Origin of the sequence: Flavobacterium ammoniigenes (genome assembly GCF_020886055.1) — a bacterium.
Lineage (GTDB): Bacteria > Bacteroidota > Bacteroidia > Flavobacteriales > Flavobacteriaceae > Flavobacterium > Flavobacterium ammoniigenes.
Genome location: NZ_AP025184.1, coordinates 18469 through 39999 on the forward strand (window position 1 = coordinate 18469; position 21531 = coordinate 39999).

The following is a 21531-nucleotide window of genomic DNA, read 5'->3' on the forward strand; positions in this document are numbered from 1 at the left end:
AGTTTGTTATCTAACTAACAATTTATGTGGTGGAGCAAACTTAGTTAAGTTAATTCCTTCAACCGCTTTTTTGTATTCTTCTATCGAAGGAGTTCTTCCTAAAATAGTAGATAAAACAACTACTGGAGTAGAAGAAAGTAGTGACTCTCCTTTTTTCTCAGCTGTGTCTTCAACCACTCTTCCTTGGAACAAACGAGTAGATGTTGCCATAACAGTATCTCCTTTAGACGCTTTTTCTTGGTTACCCATACATAGGTTACAACCAGGACGCTCTAAATACAACATGTTTTCATACTCAGTACGTGCAGCACCTTTAGGGGCATTATCATCAAATTCAAAACCAGAATATTTACGTAATACGTCCCAATCTCCTTCTGCTTTCAATTCGTCAACAATATTGTAGGTTGGTGGTGCAACTACTAAAGGTGCCTGGAACTCTACCTTACCTTCATGTCTTTCGATATTTTTAAGCATTTGTGCCAATATTTTCATATCGCCTTTGTGCACCATACATGATCCAATAAATCCTAAATCAACTTTTTTAGTACCTCCGTAGAAAGATAATGGACGGATAGTATCGTGAGTATATCGCTTAGATACATCCTTATTATTCACATCTGGATCAGCAATCATTGGTTCATTGATAACATCCAAATCAACTTCTAATTCAGCATAGTATTTTGCATTGGCATCCGGACGTAAAGCAGGCTTATCACCCGTTTTAATTTCCTCAATTCTTTTATTTGCTTTATTGATAAGACCTTGTAACACTTGTTTAGCATTGTCCATTCCCTTATCGATCATGATTTGGATTCTACCTTTGGCGATTTCCAATGATTCAATCAAGGTTTCATCTTCCGAAATACAAATAGACGCTTTGGCTTTCATTTCAGCAGACCAGTCAGTAAAAGTAAAGGCTTGGTCAGCAGTTAAAGTTCCAATATGAACTTCAATAATACGACCTTGGAATACATTTTCTCCTCCAAATTTATGTAACATTTGTGCCTGAGTTGCATGCACCACATCACGGAAATCCATGTATTCTTTCATAGTTCCTTTGAACGTTACTTTAACCGATTCAGGAATTGGCATAGAAGCCTCCCCTGTTGCTAAAGCTAATGCTACTGTACCAGAATCCGCTCCAAAAGCAACTCCTTTTGACATTCTTGTGTGTGAGTCACCACCAATAATGATCGCCCATTCATCAATAGTAATATCGTTTAATACTTTATGGATAACGTCTGTCATCGGGTGATACACTCCTTTTGGATCACGTGCAGTGATTAATCCAAAATCGTTCATGAATTGCATCAATTTCGGAATATTAGCTTGCGCTTTTTTGTCCCAAACCGAAGCAGTGTGACATCCAGATTGGTAAGCTCCGTCAACAATTGGCGAAATTACTTTGGCTGCCATTGATTCTAATTCTTGAGCAGTCATCAATCCAGTAGTATCTTGCGAACCAACAATGTTTACTTCAACACGAACATCCGAACCAGCGTGTAATACTTTTCCAGGTGTTGTTCCAACCGCATTTTTGTTGAATATTTTCTCTACTGCAGTTAACCCTTGACCATCATTTGATACTTCTTTCGAAGGAGCAAAAACAGTTGGAATATCGATTCCAAGTACTTTACAGGCAAAAGTTTGAATTTTTTTACCAAATACAATGGCATACGAACCACCTGCTTTGATAAATTCGATTTTTTGTGGGGTGAAAGATCTTGATAAGTCAATCAATTCTTGATCACCGTTATATAATTTTTTAGCTTTCGTATTGATGGTCAAAACTGTTCCTGTAGCAACAGAATATACTTGCTCCAAAATTGGATCTCCATTTTCATCACGAACAAGCTCACCATTCGCATCCGTTTTCTTAACCCAGTTTTTCAAATCAATTCCAATACCACCTGTAACGTCTACAGTAGTAAGGAAAATTGGCGAAATACCATTAGTTCCACCTACAATTGGTGCAATATTGACAAACGGAATATAAGGGCTTGCTTTTTTTCCAGTCCAAAGTGCCACGTTATTTACACCAGACATTCTAGAAGAACCTACTCCCATTGTCCCTTTTTCTGCAATTAACATTACACTTTTATCAGGATATTGCGCTTGAAGCGCTTGAATTTCTTCTTGAGCTTGAGGCGTAATCATACATTTACCATGCAATTCGCGGTCTGAACGAGAGTGTGCTTGGTTTCCAGGAGACAATAAATCGGTTGAGATATCACCTTCGCCAGCAATAAAAGTAACCACTTTGATCTCTTCTGGCATTTCAGGCAATTTTGTAAAAAACTCCGCTTTTGCGTAGCTTTCTAAAATGTCTTTTGCAGTAGCATTGCCATTTGTATAGGCTTCTTTCAAACGAGCTGTATCTGCATCATAAAGATAGACTTGTGTTTTAAGTACATCCGAAGCTTGTTGAGCAATTGCCACATCATTCCCTAAAGCCAAGTCAAGAAGTACTTCAATAGAAGTTCCCCCTTTCATGTGCGACAATAATTCAAATGCAAAAGCAACTGTGATTTCATTCACCACCTCTTTACCAAGAATAATATCTTTTAAGAAATACGCTTTTTTACCAGCCGCACTCGTAGTTCCTGGAAGTGTATTGTAAATGAAAAAATTAAGACAATCTTTTCTATTTGGGTTGTTTGTATCTTTGATTTGCGCTATAATTTCACTTAGTAAATCTGCGCTATCAATTGGTTTTGGATGCAATCCTTGACCTTTTCTTTCTTCTATTTCTTTGATGTATTCGTTATAAAGATTCATTGCATTATCAATAGCCATAATATAGAGGGTATTTGTGTTTTTATATGTTAAGCAAATTTAGAAATTAAAGCCGAGATTTAAAAATAATTTAATAAAACTAGCCTTGTTGATGATTATTATTATAAAATAACAAATGAGAGTAAAATTATTTACCAAAACAATAATTTAACCAAGTAAATACTAAATAATTAACAAAATAATTACAGAATTTTACAATCAATAAAATCCAAAATAAAAAAGGATTAAAAAACAAAAAGAGTTAGCAAAATGAATTTGATTTCATAAGGCTAACTCTCTATTGAATTATTTGAAGCATTTATTTTTTTAACCAATTGTTGGTAAAAACACAATCTCTATACTCACCCACAATTTTAATATAAGTATCCTTTATTTTCGCATCAAACCATTTTCCAATGGCTTTTATTTGTTTTTCTTTTAATGCCAATTCTTTAATCTTTGGATAATCTTTTGCATAATCAGCAGTATGTTCGTTGATACGATTGGTTACTGTAATTAGTTTGTATTGTTTTTTTCCTTCTTGAGGCTCTTCAGCAAAAGCCGATGAAACTTCATTCTCCTTTAAATTAGATACCTGTGCATATAAAGCTGGGTCCATTTTAGTCAATTCAAAACGAGTATCTTGTGTTTTAGGATTGATTAAAGTTCCGCCATTGGTTTTGGTTTCTTTTTCATCAGACAAGGTTCTTGCTGCCTCTGCAAAAGTAATTTCCTTATCCATAATTCGCTTACGAATCAAATTGATTTTTTCTTTGGCTTCTTGCAAGGATTCCTCCGTTACTTTGGGTGCCAATAAAATATGACGCAATTCTACTTCTTGTCCTTTGATCTTCTCCACATAAATAATGTGGTACCCAAAATCAGTTTCAAATGGTGCTGAAATTTCGCCTTCGGCCAAACTGAATGCCACCTCTTTAAATTCTTTAACAAAAGGTGTTTTACGATTCATTTTGTAATAACCACCACTCGCTCTTGAACCTGGATCTTGTGAATACAAAACAGCTTTGGTAGCAAAACTAGAGCCTTCTTGAATTTCTTTTTTGAATCCATTCAAACGATCGATTACCTTTTGTTTATCAGCATCTGAAATTTTGGGTTTAACTACAATTTGAGCTACTTCCATTTCGGCACCAAAAACAGGTAATTCTTCTTTTGGAATTTTTTTGAAAAAGTTACGCACTTCCTCAGGTGTAATTTGAACATCGTCAACAATTTTCTTTTGCATTTCCGATGTAAGCTTGTTTTCTTTTAAAATATCAAAGAAATAAGTTCTGAATTCTTCTTCATTATTCTTTTTATAATATTGCACAATTTTATCCATAGAACCTAATTGTTCTGTCATATAACCCAAACGCTCATCCATCATTGCTTTTACTTCAGTGTCTGTTACCTTCACACTATCTTGAACAGCTTGGTGGGCATACAATTTATCTTCCATTAGTTTTCCTAACATCTGACATCTGGAAATATCCTTTACAGAACCTCCTTGACTTGAAATCTCCAAATAGGCTTTATCAATATCCGAATCTAAAATAATGTACTCCCCAATAGTAGCAATTACACCATCTATTTTCATTTTTTTGGACGAATCTGCTTTAGGTAATTCTTTTGCGGGTTGGTCTTTAATTACCTCTTGGGCAAAGACTGTTACTACAGAAAAAAGAACCAAGAAAAAAGAAAGTACCTTCTTATTCATAAAAGTGGTCATGGATGGTAATTGAAATCGCATTGTTTGATTTTTATTTATTAGCACTTCTATTACTAATTCAAGAAGCCTAAATTTATTATTGCCAACAAAAATAACAATTCAATTAGAGAATGCAAGTACTATGCGTACTATTAACAAAAAATTAGTAGGGCATCTACTTAATCTGTAATACTAAGAAATATTGGAAAATAAGTACAACCCTAGCCCTGATGGCAGCGGCATCCTGTGGTGGCAGGGTTCGCCAGCACAGATAGAGCGCACAGCAGGATTAGCTCTCTAGAAAAGCATTTGGAATTAGTTAATTAATGAAGTAAATAGTATTTTTGCAATCCATTATAGCAATTATGAGTTTTTTAGAAGAAATACAACGTAGAAGAACCTTTGGAATTATTTCGCATCCCGATGCAGGAAAGACAACATTAACTGAAAAATTACTTCTTTTTGGAGGGGCGATTCAGGAAGCGGGTGCTGTGAAAAATAATAAAATCAAGAAAGGCGCCACGTCTGACTTTATGGAAATTGAGCGTCAAAGAGGGATTTCGGTTTCGACTTCGGTTTTGGCATTCAATTACAAAGAGAAAAAAATCAACATTTTGGATACGCCTGGGCATAAGGATTTTGCCGAGGATACGTTTCGAACGTTGACTGCCGTGGATAGCGTAATTGTAGTGATTGACGTTGCTAAAGGGGTCGAAGAACAAACGGAGAAATTAGTTTCGGTTTGTAGAATGCGAAACATTCCGATTATTGTTTTTATCAATAAATTAGACCGAGAAGGAAAAGACGCTTTTGACTTGATGGACGAAGTGGAGCAAAAATTGGGCTTGACCGTTACGCCTTTGAGTTTTCCTATCGGAATGGGGTATGACTTCCAAGGAATTTATAATTTATGGGAACAAAACATTAATTTATTTAGCGGAGATAGCCGTAAAAATATAGAAGAAACCATCGCTTTTTCAGACGTTCAAAGCCCTGAATTAGAAAAAATAATTGGTCAAAAACCAGCAGATAAATTGCGTGAAGAATTGGAATTGATTGACGAAGTCTATCCGAAATTTGATCGTCAAGATTATTTAGACGGAAAATTACAACCCGTATTTTTTGGTTCGGCTTTGAATAATTTTGGAGTTCGAGAATTGTTGGATTGCTTTGTTGCCATTGCACCTTCGCCTCGCGCTAAAGATTCAGAGACGCGTTTAGTGGATCCAAAAGAAGAGAAAATGTCTGGTTTTGTATTTAAGATTCACGCGAATATGGATCCTAAACACCGCGACCGTTTGGCTTTCATCAAAATTGTGTCGGGAACTTTTGAACGTAACAAACCGTATTATCATGTGCGTCAAAAAAAGAATTTAAAATTCTCGAGTCCGAATGCCTTTTTTGCTGAGAAAAAAGAAATTGTAGACATCTCCTACCCTGGAGATATTGTAGGATTGCACGATACGGGTAACTTCAAAATTGGCGATACCTTGACCGAAGGCGAAGTGATGAGCTTTAAAGGAATTCCAAGTTTCTCTCCAGAACATTTCCGTTACATCAATAATGCCGATCCATTAAAAGCCAAACAACTAGACAAAGGTGTTGACCAGTTAATGGACGAAGGTGTAGCACAGTTGTTTACTTTAGAAATGAATAACCGTAAAATTATCGGAACGGTTGGAGCCTTACAATACGAAGTAATTCAATACCGTTTGCAACACGAATACGGCGCTAAATGTACCTATGAAAACTTCCCGGTACACAAAGCGTGTTGGGTAAAACCAGACGATGCTAAAAGCGAGGAATTCAAAGAATTCAAACGTATCAAGCAAAAGTTTTTGGCACACGATAAATACGGCCAATTGGTATTTTTAGCTGATTCCGATTTTACGATTCAGATGACACAGAGTAAGTATCCAAATGTGAAGTTATTTTTTACTTCGGAATTTGAATAATTAAAAACTGAATTCGTATTCGTTTTCAACGACTTCTTCGCAGTTTTGAATATCTAAAATCAAATTGTCAATTTGTTCTTTGGTCACATTGGGCATACAAATGATATGAGAAATAGTTTCTTGAGTGGCCAACTGCCATTTGGAAATGATGGAATCGTGTACTTTGGGAAACACAATTGTAATCGCACTCGGATTTCTCCAAGCTGGAATCCCAATTTCATTCAATCTTTTTTCGCAATAAGCTGCTACTTCAAGACTGTTTTGGAATCGTTGTCTCAAACCTTCTACTCCCATTCTTTTTAACGCATACCACAAAAATAAGGGACTATGACCGTTTCTTGAACCGGTAATCGTAGTGTCAAAGGAACCGATATAAGAAACACCTTTAGCAATTCTATCGCGATTGGATTTTTTGGTAATAATAACCCCAGAAGGTATTGGAGAACCAATAAACTTGTGACCACTAATCGCCACACTGTCGGCACCATCTTTAAAGTCAAAAGGGACTCTAGGTTCTACAAAAGCACCATAACTTCCTGCAAGTGCAGCATCACAATGAATGTAAGTATCTTGAATAGCTAAGCTTTTTAGAATAGATTTTATTCTAGATACATCATCCTTGGCTTCTTTCATCGTGGTACCGTAATTAGCTAACACAATAGCTGGCTTATCGCGATTGATGCGCAAGGTGTTTTCTAAATCGGCATAATCAATTTCTCCATTTTCTTGCGAACGAATCACAATACTTGGAATGTTTAACAAATGGATGTTCTTACGAATACTATAATGCGTCGATTCTGAATAATACACCATGCCTTTTGGATATAACTCTCTGGCTAAATACAAGCCATACAAATTACTTTCGGAACCACCATTGGTAACATAACCCCAATAATCATTTGGGTCAGCTCTAAATAGCTTAGCAAAAAAACCAACTACTTCTCGCTCGAGCTCGTGCGTTTTAACTTTATTAATAGAATTTTCAAACGGATCGCCTACATTGTTAATTGGGTATTTTAAAAATGGCATGATTTCCGAAAAATCAAAATCTTTAGACACCGGATAACCAATAGAATTCTCATTAGAAATATCAATTAGTTGTTCCAAAGTTACTATTCGTTGCTTGTCTGTATCGGTAAGAAAGGCTGAATGTAATTCCATTGTTTTTATTGTAAATGTAGATTTATTTTTAAAATTTTCTAAATAATACAAATATTCGATATAATTATTCTAAAATATGTAAATTAGCAGAATAAAATTATTAAAACCGTCATTTAAAATAATTAAAACAATAAAAAAATTTCAAAATGGATGCCATTGACAAGCGAATTTTAATGGTCTTGCAGGAAGATGCTAAAGCCAACATCAAAATGATTGCTGAAAAATCAGGTTTATCAGTCTCTCCGACATTTGCAAGAATTAAGAAATTGGAACAATTGGGCTATATCAAAAAATATGTAGCATTATTAGATGAAGTAAAAATTGGTAAATCCATTCAGGTATTTTGCCAAGTAACCTTATCGATTCATTCCAAGGAAGTAATTGATAATTTCAAAAAGAAAATCGCAAAATTATCTGATGTGATGGGGTGTTATCATGTTTCGGGCAACTATGATTTTTTATTAAAAATTGCAGTCAAAGACATGAATGAATACCAACGATTTGCAGTAGAAAAATTGTCTGTCATTGAGGGAATATCCAATGTTCAAAGCACTTTTGTTTTAGAAGAAATTAAAAACGAAGTAGCGCATAAACTACAATAAAAAAGGCTCCATTTCTGGAGCCTTCTACTTATTAAGCTTGTCCCGCAGGACCAAAATTCAATGGAATCGGAGCTTGTTCAGTGTCTTTGATTTCGCCATGAGCGACTTCAAATCGGTGAATATTTTCTCCAATGGCTTTCAACAATCTTTTAGCATGCTGAGGGGTCAAAACAATTCTTGACTTTACTTTTGCTTTAGGAATGCCTGGCATAATGCTTACAAAATCTAAAACAAATTCAGAAGAAGAATGATTGATAATCGCCAAATTAGAATAAATTCCTTCGGCTGTTTGCTCATCCAACTCAATGTTAATTTGGTCTTGTTGCTCTGTCATAATAAAAAGATTAAAAAATCAAAGTCTGTATTGCTACAGACTTTGAAACTTGATATTTGAATTAATAAATATACTCTTCTTTGCTAGCCATCATTTCATTGTAATCGTCTTTAGATCCTACAATCGTGTGATCGTATTCTCTCATACCTGTACCAGCAGGAATTCTGTGACCTACAATAACATTTTCTTTCAAGCCTTCTAAGTAATCTACTTTACCTGCAACTGCAGCTTCGTTTAATACTTTAGTAGTCTCTTGGAAAGAGGCTGCCGAAATAAATGATTTCGTTTGAAGAGATGCTCTCGTAATACCTTGAAGTACTGGAGTAGCAGTTGCTGTAATGACATCACGAGCTACAACTAAGTTTTTATCCGTACGTTTCAACAATGAATTTTCATCACGTAATTGACGAGGCGTAATGATTTGTCCTGGTTTCAATGAATCAGAATCACCTGCATCTTCCACCACTTTCATTCCGTACAACTTATCGTTTTCAAGGATGAAATCTTTAGTGTGGATCAATTGATCTTCTAAGAATAAAGTATCTCCTGGATCTTGAACTCTTACTTTACGCATCATTTGACGAATCACAACCTCGAAGTGTTTGTCATTGATTTTTACCCCTTGTAAACGGTATACTTCTTGAATTTCGTTTACCAAGTACTGTTGAACAGCAGCTGGACCTTGAATTCTTAAAATATCGTCTGGAGTAATAGCACCGTCTGACAAAGGAACACCTGCTCTTACAAAGTCATTTTCTTGAACCAAGATTTGACTAGATAATTTCACTAAGTATTTCTTCACTTCACCAAATTTAGATTCGATGATGATTTCGCGGTTACCACGTTTGATTTTTCCGAAAGAAACAACACCGTCGATTTCTGAAACTACTGCTGGGTTGGAAGGATTACGAGCTTCTAACAACTCTGTAATTCTTGGTAAACCTCCTGTGATATCTCCTGATTTAGAAGAACGACGTGGGATTTTTACCAATACTTTACCAGCTTTAATTTTCTCACCATTGTCAACCATCAAGTGGGCACCTACTGGTAAGTTATACGAACGGATTAATTCATTGTCTTTACCGTAAACCAATAAAGTAGGAATTAATTTTTTGTTTCTTGCTTCCGAAATTACTTTTTCTTGGAAACCAGTTTGCTCATCGATTTCAACCATGAACGATTGTCCTTGCTCTAAATCTTCGTAAGCAATTTTACCAGTAAACTCAGAAACAATAACTCCATTATATGGATCCCATTTACAGATTACTTCTCCTTTTGCAACCGACTGTCCGTCTTTAACAAAAATACTCGATCCGTAAGGGATGTTATTTGTACTTAATAAAATACCTGTTTTTTCATCGATTAATTTCAATTCAGTAGAACGAGAAACAACAATATCAACTGCGTTTCCTTCGCTATCTTCTCCTTTAACTGTTTTTAAATCTTCGATTTCTAATTTTCCTGGGAAACGAGCTACAATGCTTGATTCTTCAGAAATACCTCCTGCAACCCCTCCTACGTGGAACGTACGAAGTGTCAACTGTGTACCTGGCTCTCCAATAGATTGCGCAGCGATAACTCCAACTGCTTCTCCTCTTTGAGTCATTTTTCCAGTAGCTAAGTTTCTACCGTAACATTTAGCACAGATTCCTTTTAATGCCTCACAAGTTAATGGAGAACGAACTTCTACTTTTTCAACTGGAGAAGCGTCGATAGCTTTCACAATTGCTTCTGTAATTTGTTGTCCAGACGCCACTAAAACTTCGTTGGTCAAAGGATTGATTACATCTTGTAATGCAACACGTCCAAGGATTCTTTCGCCTAAAGATTCTACGATTTCTTCGTTTTTCTTCAAAGCTGAAACTTCAACTCCTCTTAAAGTACCACAATCTTCAATGTTCACAATAACGTCTTGAGAAACGTCGTGTAATCTTCTTGTTAAGTATCCTGCATCTGCAGTTTTAAGAGCTGTATCCGCAAGACCTTTACGAGCACCGTGAGTAGAAATAAAGTACTCAAGGATCGAAAGACCTTCTTTAAAGTTAGATAAAATCGGATTTTCAATAATTTCACCACCACCAGCAGTCGATTTTTTAGGCTTAGCCATCAAACCACGCATACCAGTTAACTGACGAATTTGTTCTTTAGATCCCCTTGCTCCAGAGTCAAGCATCATGTACACAGAATTGAAACCTTGTTGGTCTTCTCTAATGTTTTTCATTGCTGCTTCTGTCAATTGAGCATTGGTAGAAGTCCATACATCAATAACTTGGTTGTAACGTTCGTTATTAGTGATAAGACCCATGTTATAGTTAGCAGAAATACCTTCAACTTGCTCTCTAGCATCTGCAATTAATTTTGTTTTTTGTTCTGGAATTCTAATATCACCTAATGAGAATGACAATCCACCTTTAAAGGCAAATTTATACCCCATATCTTTCATATTATCCAAGAAAGCAGCTGTGGTAGGTACATCAGTTACACTTAAAATGTGACCGATAATATCTCTTAAGTTTTTCTTAGTTAATACATCATTGATGTATCCAGCAGCTTCAGGAACTACTTCATTAAACAAGACACGACCTGCAGTAGTTTGGATTATTTTGTAAACCAACTCTCCATTTTCGTTAAAATCTTTTGCTCTAATTTTCACACGAGCATTCAATTCTAATTGTCCTTCGTTTAATGCAATGTTTACCTCTTCAGCAGAATAGAAAGTCAAATCTTGACCTAAAATTTTATGCTCAGGAGTTGATAAACGCTCTTTGGTCATATAATATAGACCCAAAACCATGTCCTGAGAAGGTACCGTGATCGGTGCTCCATTAGCAGGGTTCAAAATATTGTGAGAAGCCAACATTAATAATTGTGCTTCCAAAATTGCTTCTGGTCCTAATGGCAAGTGAACCGCCATCTGGTCACCATCAAAATCCGCGTTGAACGCCGTACACACTAAAGGGTGCAATTGGATTGCTTTACCTTCAATTAACTTAGGTTGGAACGCTTGGATTCCTAAACGGTGCAAAGTAGGAGCACGATTCAGTAATACTGGGTGTCCTTTGATTACATTTTCAAGGATGTCCCAAACTACAGGCTCTTTTTTGTCAATTATTTTTTTAGCTGATTTTACCGTTTTAACAATACCTCTTTCAATCAATTTACGGATTACAAAAGGTTTGTATAATTCAGATGCCATATCTTTTGGGATACCACATTCGAATAATTTCAACTCAGGTCCAACAACAATTACCGAACGAGCAGAATAATCTACACGTTTTCCAAGTAAGTTTTGACGGAAACGTCCTTGTTTCCCTTTTAATGAATCTGATAATGATTTTAATGGTCTGTTAGATTCTGTTTTTACTGCAGATGCTTTACGAGTATTGTCGAAAAGTGAATCAACAGATTCTTGCAACATACGTTTTTCATTTCTCAAGATTACTTCTGGAGCTTTAATCTCCATCAATCTTTTCAAACGGTTGTTACGAATAATTACACGACGGTATAAATCATTCAAATCAGAAGTAGCAAAACGACCTCCATCAAGTGGTACCAATGGACGTAATTCTGGTGGAATAACTGGAACTACTTTCATAATCATCCATTCCGGACGATTCTCACGGTTCAAGTTAGACTCACGGAAAGACTCCACTACTTGTAATCTTTTTAATGCTTCTGTTTTACGTTGTTTAGACGTTTCGTTATTCGCACTGTGACGCAAACTGTAAGATAATTCATCTAAGTCGATGCGTGCCAATAAATCCATAATACACTCTGCTCCCATTTTGGCAACAAATTTATTTGGATCAAAATCGTCTAAATATTGGTTGTCCGCTGGAAGGGTATCTAAAATATTCAAATACTCTTCTTCTGTCAAGAAATCTAATCTTTGTAATGGTTCACCCTCAGCATTTTGAGCAATACCAGCTTGGATCACTACGTATCTTTCGTAGTAAATAATCATATCTAATTTCTTAGATGGCAATCCAAGGATGTATCCAATTTTGTTTGGAAGTGAACGGAAATACCAGATGTGAGCAATTGGCACAACAAGGTTGATGTGTCCTACTCTATCTCTACGTACTTTTTTCTCAGTAACTTCTACACCACAACGGTCACAAATGATTCCTTTATATCGGATTCTTTTGTATTTTCCACAAGCACATTCGAAATCCTTAACAGGTCCAAAAATTCTTTCGCAGAAAAGTCCGTCACGCTCTGGTTTGTGCGTTCTGTAGTTGATAGTTTCAGGCTTCAATACTTCACCTCTTGATTCCTTTAAAATCGATTCAGGAGAAGCAAGTCCTATTGAAATTTTATTGAACCTTTTAACCGGGTTCTTATCTTTGTTATTATTTCTATTATTCATCATAGTTTTTACTATTGATTTAATTGCAATTAAAAAATTGATTTAGATTTATGACTTGTTCCAATTAGTGATTGCACTTTTCAAAACAAACCATTCAGCTAATACCTCGAATTACTTCTCTAAACTTCAAACTTTCTTTGAAGTGCTAGTTATAAAAACCGGTAGGTTTCAATAAAAAATCGGAACGGTTTACGGGTATAAATCCTTAAAAACTTATTATAAATAAGTATTCAGTTCCAAAAAATTGGAACTGAATACAGCATTCTTTTTTATTCTTCTAATCTGATATCTAAACCAAGACCTTTCAATTCATGCATTAATACATTGAATGATTCTGGCAATCCTGGTTCTGGCATTGATTCACCTTTAACGATAGCTTCGTAAGATTTAGCTCTACCAATTACATCATCAGATTTAACAGTCAAGATTTCTCTCAAAGTACTTGATGCGCCATACGCTTCAAGTGCCCAAACCTCCATCTCTCCAAAACGTTGTCCTCCAAATTGAGCTTTACCACCCAATGGTTGTTGTGTAATCAACGAGTATGGTCCAATAGAACGTGCGTGCATTTTATCATCTACCATGTGTCCTAATTTCAACATATAGATTACACCCACTGTAGCTGCTTGGTGGAAACGTTCTCCAGTACCACCATCATAAAGATGGGTATGTCCAAAACGTGGTACACCTGCTTCATCTGTCAAGGCATTGATTTCGTCTAAAGAAGCACCATCAAAAATTGGAGTAGCAAATTTTCTACCCAAGTTCATTCCAGCCCATCCTAAAACGGTTTCATAGATCTGACCAATGTTCATACGAGATGGTACCCCAAGTGGATTCAATACGATATCTACTGGTGTTCCGTCTTCCAAGAAAGGCATATCTTCATGACGAACGATACGAGCAACAATACCTTTGTTACCGTGACGACCCGCCATTTTATCCCCTACTTTCAACTTACGTTTTTTAGCGATATATACTTTCGCTAATTTCAAGATTCCAGCTGGCAATTCATCACCCACAGTAATCGTGAATTTTTCTCTACGTAACGCTCCTTGCAAGTCGTTCAATTTAATTTTATAGTTATGAATTAAATCATTCACCATTTTATTAGTCGCTTCATCAGCTACCCATTGACCTTTACTTAAGTGAGCAAAATCTTCAACGGCATACAACATTTTTTGAGTGTATTTTTTACCTTTTGGTAATACTTCTTCACCCAAATCGTTCATTACACCTTGCGATGTTTTACCGTTAACGATTACGAACAATTTCTCTACTAATTTGTCTTTTAATTCGACAAATTTAGTTTCGAATTCCAATTCAAGAGCTGTTAAAGCATCTTTATCTTGTGTTCTCTTACGTTTATCTTTTACCGCTCTTGCGAATAATTTTTTATCTAAAACCACACCGTGTAAAGATGGAGATGCTTTTAATGACGCATCTTTAACATCACCTGCTTTATCCCCGAAGATTGCACGAAGCAATTTCTCTTCTGGAGTAGGATCTGATTCTCCTTTTGGTGTAATTTTTCCAATAAGAATGTCACCAGGTTTTACCTCGGCTCCAATTCTAATCATACCGTTTTCGTCCAAGTCTTTAGTAGCTTCTTCAGAAACGTTTGGAATATCATTCGTTAACTCTTCGTTACCTAATTTAGTATCTCTCACTTCCAATGAATAATCATCCACGTGAATAGAGGTAAAGATATCGTCACGAACTACTTTCTCAGAAATTACAATCGCATCCTCAAAGTTGTACCCTTTCCAAGGCATGAAGGCTACTTTTAGGTTTCTACCCAAAGCCAACTCTCCATTTTGAGTAGCATATCCTTCAGATAAAACTTGACCTGGAACTACTCTATCCCCTTTTCTTACGATTGGTTTCAAGTTAATACTTGTTCCTTGGTTGGTTTTTCTAAATTTAATTAAGTTGTATGTTTTCTCATCGGTATCAAAACTTACCATTCTTTCTTCTTCAGAACGGTCGTATTTGATAGTAATGATATTGGCATCAACGTATTCAATTGTTCCGTGTCCTTCAGCATTTATTAATACTCTAGAATCCGAAGCAACTTGACGCTCTAAACCAGTTCCTACAATTGGAGCTTCTGGGCGAATCAATGGTACTGCTTGACGCATCATGTTTGATCCCATCAACGCACGGTTCGCATCATCATGTTCCAAGAAAGGAATCAATGAAGCTGAAATCGATGCAATTTGATTTGGTGCAACGTCAGTATAATGAACATTAGATGGTTCAATTACAGGGAAATCACCTTCTTGACGTGCAATTACGTTATCGGCAGTAATTTTTCCTGAATTATCCATTTGAATGTTAGCTTGCGCTATCATCATTCCTTCTTCTTCTTCAGCGCTTAAGTAAACAGGAGTCGACTCTAAATCAACTACACCATTAGTTACTTTACGGTACGGAGTTTCAATGAATCCCATACCATTCACTTTTGCATACACCCCAAGAGATGAAATCAAACCAATGTTTGGTCCCTCAGGAGTTTCAATTGGACATAAACGTCCGTAGTGAGTATAGTGAACGTCACGCACCTCAAAACCGGCTCTTTCTCTAGAAAGTCCACCTGGTCCTAGGGCAGATAATCTTCTTTTGTGTGTGATCTCAGCTAATGGATTCGTTTGATCCATAAATTGAGACAATTGGTTTGTACCAAAGAAAGAGTTGATTACTGATGATAATGTTTTAGCATTAATCAAATCAATAGGTGTAAACACCTCGTTATCTCTAACGTTCATTCGCTCTCTAATAGTTCTAGCCATACGAGCTAAACCAACACCGAATTGTTGCGACAATTGTTCTCCAACTGTTCTAACACGACGGTTTGATAAGTGATCAATATCATCAATCTCTGCTTTAGAGTTGATCAATTCGATCAAATATTTAACAATGGTAATGATATCTTCTTTGGTAAGCACTTGCTTTTCCATTGGGATATCCAAACCAAGTTTTTTGTTCATTCTGTAACGACCTACTTCACCTAAGTTGTAACGTTGGTCAGAGAAGAACAATTTATCGATAATGCCTCGAGCAGTTTCTTCATCAGGCGGTTCTGCGTTACGCAATTGTCTGTAAATATGCTCAACAGCTTCTTTTTCAGAGTTTGTTGGGTCTTTTTGTAACGTATTGTGAATGATAGCATAATCACCTTGATTAGCATCTTCTTTATGTAACAAAATAGATTTAACGTTCGATTCGATGATTTCTTCCACATTATCTTTGTCGATAATGGTATCTCTATCAAGGATGATCTCGTTACGTTCGATAGAAACTACTTCGCCAGTATCTTCATCAACGAAGTCTTCGTGCCATGTATTCAATACACGAGCGGCTAATTTTCTACCAATATATTTTTTAAGTCCTGTTTTAGAAACTTTAATTTCTTCAGCAAGGTCAAATATTTCAAGGATATCTTTATCTCTTTCAAAACCAATAGCTCTAAATAAAGTAGTTACTGGTAATTTTTTCTTTCTATCGATATACGCATACATTACGCTATTGATATCGGTAGAAAATTCTATCCAAGAACCTTTAAAAGGAATTACTCTGGCAGAATATAATTTTGTTCCATTAGCATGGAATGATTGTCCAAAGAATACACCAGGTGATCTATGTAATTGAGAAACAACTACACGTTCAGCACCATTGATAACAAAAGTACCACTTGGAGTCATGTAAGGAATTGTTCCAAGATATACATCTTGTACAATAGTTTCAAAGTCTTCGTGTTCTGGATCGGTACAGTACAGTTTTAAACGTGCTTTTAAAGGCACACTATATGTTAGACCTCTTTCTATACATTCTTGAATTGTATAACGTGGTGGATCTACAAAATAATCGAGAAATTCTAATACAAAGTTATTTCTTGTATCTGTGATTGGGAAGTTTTCCATGAAGGTGTTGTACAACCCTTCGTCGCCTCTTTCGTCAGATTTGGTTTCCAATTGGAAAAAATCTTTAAACGATTTTACCTGAACATCCAGAAAATCTGGATAAGCAGGAATATTTTTAGTAGAGGCAAAATTCAATCTTTCAGTCTGATTCGTTATCATCGATGGACAAAATTTTGATTTAAAAAAAGTAATTTTTTGTGTAAAAACACTGTTTAATTTATACTTTCTTTTTGTAACCAATACATCTTTAAAAGCAAACTAAAATAGGCCACTCTTTTTCTTCGTATTGATCAAAAACTTTTTCGTATTTTAAACTAATTTATAATAAAAATGGGCAACCATTTTATTATACGAAAAATGGTTTAGGTCATTGAGTACAGTACTCAAGACCTAAACCTTGTTCTAAAACTATGTAAAAGTTATTTTAACTCAACAACAGCTCCAGCTTCTTCTAAAGATTTTTTAAGCCCTTCAGCTTCTTCTTTAGATACACCTTCTTTCACGTTGCTTGGAGCACCGTCAACTACATCTTTAGCTTCTTTCAAACCTAAACCTGTAAGTTCTTTTACTAATTTAACAACTGCTAATTTAGAAGCACCTGCATCTTTCAATACTACTGTAAATTCTGATTGCTCAGAAGCTCCACCAGCATCAGCACCACCAGCAGCAACTACTACAGCTGCAGCAGCAGGCTCGATACCATACTCATCTTTTAATATTGTTGCTAATTCGTTAACTTCTTTTACTGTTAGGTTAACTAATTGTTCTGCGAATTGTTTCAAATCTGCCATTTTTTCTATCGTTTTAAAATGATTTGTAAAATATAATTTATTATTGTGCGCGTTATCTACACTTAATATAAGCTGAGCTTAATTAAGCAACCTCTTCGTCTTTGAAGTGGTTTTGAAGAGCAGAAATAACTCGTTGTGCTGGTGATTGAAGTAATCCAATGATTTCGCCAATAAGTTCTTCTTTCGATTTGATAGTAGCCAAAGCTTCTAATTGATCGTCTCCAATGTAAATTTCAGAATTAATGAAAGCTCCTTTTAATACGGGCTTATCCGATTTTTTTCTGAAATCTTTAATTATTTTTCCAGGTGCATTAGCTATATCTGAAATAAAGATAGCGCTGTTACCAGTTAACACTGATGGCAAGTCACCATAATCATTATCAGAAGCCTCCATTGCTTTTGCAAGCAAAGTGTTTTTCACAACCTCTAATTTAATGCCTGCTTTAAAACAAGCTCTTCTTAAGTCTGAAGTAGTCTCTGCATTAAGTCCAGAAATATCAGATACATAAATGATATTTGTACCAGCTAACTGTGCAGTTAATTCTTCAATCGCGATTGATTTTTCTTCTCTAGTCATACTAAAAATTATTAACTACCAATTATACTGCTTTTGGATCCAATGCAATTGCAGGACTCATTGTGCTTGTAAGGTGAATACCTTTAATATAGGTACCTTTAGCAGCAGTTGGTTTAAGTTTGATTAATGTTTGAATAATTTCGTGTGCATTGTCATAGATTTTATCAGCATCAAAAGATACTTTACCTATTCCAGCATGTACGATACCAGTTTTGTCAACTTTGAAATCGATTTTACCAGCTTTAACTTCTTGAACTGCTTTAGCAACATCCATAGTTACCGTACCTGTTTTTGGGTTTGGCATTAAACCTCTAGGTCCTAAAACACGACCTAATGGACCTAATTTACCCATAACAGCAGGCATAGTGATGATTACATCAATATCAGTCCAACCGTCTTTAATTTTTTGAAGGTAATCATCTAAACCAACGTGGTCTGCACCAGCCGCTTTAGCTTCAGCTTCTTTATCTGGAGTAACAAGAGCCAAAACTCTTACATCTTTACCAGTTCCATGAGGTAATGTTACCACACCTCTAACCATTTGATTCGCTTTTCTAGGATCTACTCCTAAACGTACTGCGATATCAACAGACTCATCAAATTTTGCAGAAGCAATCACTTTAATTAATGCCGCAGCATCTTTTAAAGAATACAATTTGTTCTTTTCAATTTTTGAAGCAGCCTCTTTTTGCTTTTTTGTCAATTTTGCCATGTCTTTCTCTTAATTAAAAAGGAGCGTCTCCTGATACAGTTATACCCATAGATCTAGCTGTTCCAGCAACCATACTCATAGCAGACTCAATTGTGAATGCATTTAAGTCAGGCATTTTGTCTTCAGCAATAGCTCTAATTTGTTCCCAAGTAACACTAGCTACTTTTTTACGATTAGGCTCACCAGAACCAGATTTTAGCTTTGCAGCTTCCAATAACTGAACTGCTGCTGGAGGAGTCTTAACGACAAAATCAAATGATTTGTCTTTGTACACAGTGATTTGCACTGGACAAATTTTGCCGGGTTTATCTTGAGTTCTAGCATTAAATTGCTTACAGAACTCCATGATGTTTACCCCAGCAGCTCCTAAAGCAGGTCCAACCGGTGGCGACGGATTCGCAGCACCTCCCTTAACTTGTAGTTTAACTACCTTACTAATTTCTTTAGCCATTTTTTAAAAAATTTAACATTACACTCAATGGAAGCGAGAGTAATGGTTATTATAGATGTAACAAAAATTATACTTTTTCAACTTGCATAAAACTCAACTCTAATGGTGTTTTTCTTCCGAAAATTTTCACCATTACTTCAAGCTTACGCTTTTCTTCATTTATTTTTTCAACTGTACCGTTGAAACCATTGAAAGGTCCATCAATAACCTTAATTGTTTCTCCTAAGTTGAATGGTATCGCTTGAGTATCTGTAGTAACAGCCAACTCATCTACTTTACCTAACATTCTATTTACTTCTGCTACTCTCAAAGGAACTGGTTCCCCGTTTTTAGTTTCACCTAAAAAACCAATAACACTAGTGATAGACTTAATAATATGAGGAATCTCACCAACTAAGTTAGCTTCAATCATAACGTAACCAGGAAAATATACTTTATCCTTAGCTATCTTCTTACCGTCTTTAACGGTAACAATTTTTTCTGTTGGAACTAGTACTTGAGATACATAATCTCCCATACCCAAACGAGCAATCTCAGTCTCGATATAAGCTTTAACCTTATTCTCTTGACCGCTCACTGCACGAACGACATACCATTTCTTACTATTATTATCTGTCATCACAAAAAAAATTACGCTTTTAACCAGTTAAAAAATCCGGCTAATGCTTTCGCAAAAACCTCATCTACTCCCCAAGTTGCCAAGGCGAATACTACTGAAAAAACAGCAACAACAATTGTTAGACGTTGTACTTCAGACCAAGCTGGCCAAGTTACATTTGATTTTAACTCTTCAAATGCTTCCGATATGTAATTAACAACTTTTGTCATTATGATATATATTTGGCACGGGCGGAGGGATTCGAACCCCCATCAACGGTTTTGGAGACCGCTATTCTACCCTTGAACTACGCCCGTTTGTTAATAAAAGCCAGTAATGTTTCCACTACTGGCTTTAAAAATTTATACTTTAAAAGTACTATAGAATTTCAGTTACCTGACCAGCACCTACAGTTCTACCACCCTCACGGATAGCGAAACGTAGACCTACATTCATAGCGATTTCGCTCAATAATTTAACTTCAATAGTTAAGTTATCTCCAGGCATCACCATCTCTACACCAGCAGGTAAAGTAATTACACCTGTTACGTCTGTTGTACGAACATAGAATTGTGGACGGTAGTTATTGTGGAATGGTGTGTGACGACCACCTTCTTCTTTTTTCAAGATATACACCTCAGCTTTGAAGTGTGCGTGTGGTTTAACAGAACCTGGTTTTACAATAACCATACCTCTTTTGATATCTTCTTTAGCAACACCTCTTAACAAGATACCTGCGTTATCTCCAGCCTCACCTCTATCAAGGATTTGACGGAACATTTCGATACCAGTGATAGTAGATGTCAATTTCTCAGCACCCATACCGATGATTTCAACTGGATCTCCAGTATTACAAACTCCAGTTTCGATACGACCTGTAGCAACAGTTCCACGACCTGTAATTGTAAATACATCTTCGATTGGCATCAAGAATGGTTTTTCAGTATCACGAACTGGCTCTTCGATCCAAGCATCAACAGCTTCCATCAATTCAATGATTTTAGGAACCCAGTTTGGATCATTGTTCAATCCACCTAAAGCAGAACCTTGAACAACAGGACCATTATCTCCATCATATTCGTAGAAAGATAATAAATCTCTAATTTCCATTTCTACTAATTCTAATAATTCCGCGTCATCAACCATATCCACTTTGTTCATGAATACAACGATTCTTGGAATACCTACCTGACGTCCTAAAAGGATGTGCTCACGTGTTTGTGGCATTGGACCATCTGTAGCAGCAACTACTAAGATAGCACCGTCCATTTGAGCAGCACCAGTAACCATGTTCTTAACGTAATCCGCGTGACCTGGACAGTCAACGTGAGCGTAGTGACGGTTAGCTGTTTCATACTCTACGTGTGAAGTATTAATTGTAATACCTCTTTCTTTTTCTTCTGGAGCATTATCAATTTGATCAAATGATTTTGCTTGACAGTAACCAGCATCAGATAATACTTTCGTGATTGCTGCTGTTAAAGTTGTTTTACCGTGATCCACGTGTCCGATCGTACCAATATTTAAGTGTGGTTTCGAACGGTTAAAGGTTTCTTTTGCCATTTTACTTAATTT

Annotated in this window: 15 protein-coding genes and 1 tRNA gene; 2 read left to right on the plus strand and 14 right to left on the minus strand. The window is 36.0% G+C overall.

What is annotated here, in order from left to right; translation table 11 throughout:
- Positions 1-6: 6 nt before the first annotated feature.
- Together LPC21_RS00090 and LPC21_RS00095 are read right to left on the minus strand one after the other, a co-directional pair.
- Positions 7-2778: a bifunctional aconitate hydratase 2/2-methylisocitrate dehydratase gene (locus tag LPC21_RS00090; protein WP_229318591.1), complete on the minus strand. Its 2772-nt coding sequence runs from the start codon at positions 2776-2778 to the stop codon at positions 7-9.
- Positions 2779-3094: 316 nt separating this feature from the next.
- On the minus strand, positions 3095-4525 hold the full coding sequence (locus LPC21_RS00095; protein WP_229317235.1) for a peptidylprolyl isomerase: 1431 nt from the start codon (positions 4523-4525) through the stop codon (positions 3095-3097).
- A gap of 323 nt (positions 4526-4848) precedes the next feature.
- Here LPC21_RS00095 and LPC21_RS00100 point away from each other — a divergent pair, with 323 nt between their 5' ends.
- Positions 4849-6438 carry a peptide chain release factor 3 gene (locus LPC21_RS00100; RefSeq protein ID WP_229317237.1) on the plus strand — a complete coding sequence of 530 codons (1590 nt, stop codon included), beginning with the start codon at positions 4849-4851 and terminating at the stop codon, positions 6436-6438.
- On the opposite strand, the gene LPC21_RS00105 is transcribed toward LPC21_RS00100, so the two are convergent.
- On the minus strand, positions 6439-7599 hold the full coding sequence (locus tag LPC21_RS00105; protein WP_229317239.1) for a histidine decarboxylase: 1161 nt from the start codon (positions 7597-7599) through the stop codon (positions 6439-6441). It lies immediately after the preceding gene.
- 146 nt (positions 7600-7745) lie between these two features.
- Here LPC21_RS00105 and LPC21_RS00110 point away from each other — a divergent pair, with 146 nt between their 5' ends.
- Positions 7746-8201 carry an Lrp/AsnC family transcriptional regulator gene (locus LPC21_RS00110; protein WP_229317241.1) on the plus strand — a complete coding sequence of 152 codons (456 nt, stop codon included), beginning with the start codon at positions 7746-7748 and terminating at the stop codon, positions 8199-8201.
- Positions 8202-8232: 31 nt separating this feature from the next.
- Here the strand turns inward: LPC21_RS00110 and LPC21_RS00115 are convergent, their stop codons facing one another.
- The 11 genes from LPC21_RS00115 to tuf all read right to left on the minus strand — a co-directional run bounded on the left by LPC21_RS00115 (position 8233) and on the right by tuf (position 21519).
- On the minus strand, positions 8233-8535 hold the full coding sequence (locus LPC21_RS00115; RefSeq protein WP_229317243.1) for a DUF3467 domain-containing protein: 303 nt from the start codon (positions 8533-8535) through the stop codon (positions 8233-8235).
- Between the two features lie 61 nt (positions 8536-8596).
- The gene (gene rpoC / locus LPC21_RS00120) at positions 8597-12907 is read right to left on the minus strand and encodes a DNA-directed RNA polymerase subunit beta' (RefSeq protein ID WP_229317244.1); all 4311 of its coding nucleotides are present in this window, start codon (positions 12905-12907) and stop codon (positions 8597-8599) included.
- 266 nt (positions 12908-13173) lie between these two features.
- Complete coding sequence (rpoB, locus tag LPC21_RS00125) at positions 13174-16986, minus strand: DNA-directed RNA polymerase subunit beta (protein WP_229317246.1); 3813 nt, start codon at positions 16984-16986, stop codon at positions 13174-13176.
- A 260-nt stretch (positions 16987-17246) separates the two neighbouring features.
- Entirely contained in the window at positions 17247-17618 is a 372-nt protein-coding gene (gene rplL / locus LPC21_RS00130; RefSeq protein ID WP_229317248.1) for a 50S ribosomal protein L7/L12, read from the minus strand.
- An 82-nt stretch (positions 17619-17700) separates the two neighbouring features.
- Positions 17701-18195 (minus strand): 50S ribosomal protein L10, encoded by a 495-nt coding sequence (rplJ, locus tag LPC21_RS00135; protein WP_229317254.1) that lies wholly within the window; start codon positions 18193-18195, stop codon positions 17701-17703.
- Positions 18196-18217: 22 nt separating this feature from the next.
- Positions 18218-18907 carry a 50S ribosomal protein L1 gene (rplA, locus tag LPC21_RS00140; protein WP_229317256.1) on the minus strand — a complete coding sequence of 230 codons (690 nt, stop codon included), beginning with the start codon at positions 18905-18907 and terminating at the stop codon, positions 18218-18220.
- A 13-nt stretch (positions 18908-18920) separates the two neighbouring features.
- Positions 18921-19358: a 50S ribosomal protein L11 gene (gene rplK / locus LPC21_RS00145; RefSeq protein ID WP_229317257.1), complete on the minus strand. Its 438-nt coding sequence runs from the start codon at positions 19356-19358 to the stop codon at positions 18921-18923.
- A 67-nt stretch (positions 19359-19425) separates the two neighbouring features.
- Entirely contained in the window at positions 19426-19977 is a 552-nt protein-coding gene (gene nusG, locus LPC21_RS00150) for a transcription termination/antitermination protein NusG (RefSeq protein ID WP_229317258.1), read from the minus strand.
- Between the two features lie 11 nt (positions 19978-19988).
- Positions 19989-20186, minus strand: coding sequence for a preprotein translocase subunit SecE (gene secE / locus LPC21_RS00155; RefSeq protein WP_229317259.1), 198 nt, complete (start codon positions 20184-20186; stop codon positions 19989-19991).
- A 13-nt stretch (positions 20187-20199) separates the two neighbouring features.
- Positions 20200-20273: transfer RNA gene (locus LPC21_RS00160), tRNA-Trp, on the minus strand.
- 61 nt (positions 20274-20334) lie between these two features.
- Positions 20335-21519: an elongation factor Tu gene (gene tuf, locus LPC21_RS00165; protein ID WP_229317261.1), complete on the minus strand. Its 1185-nt coding sequence runs from the start codon at positions 21517-21519 to the stop codon at positions 20335-20337.
- Between the last annotated feature and the right edge of the window lie 12 nt (positions 21520-21531).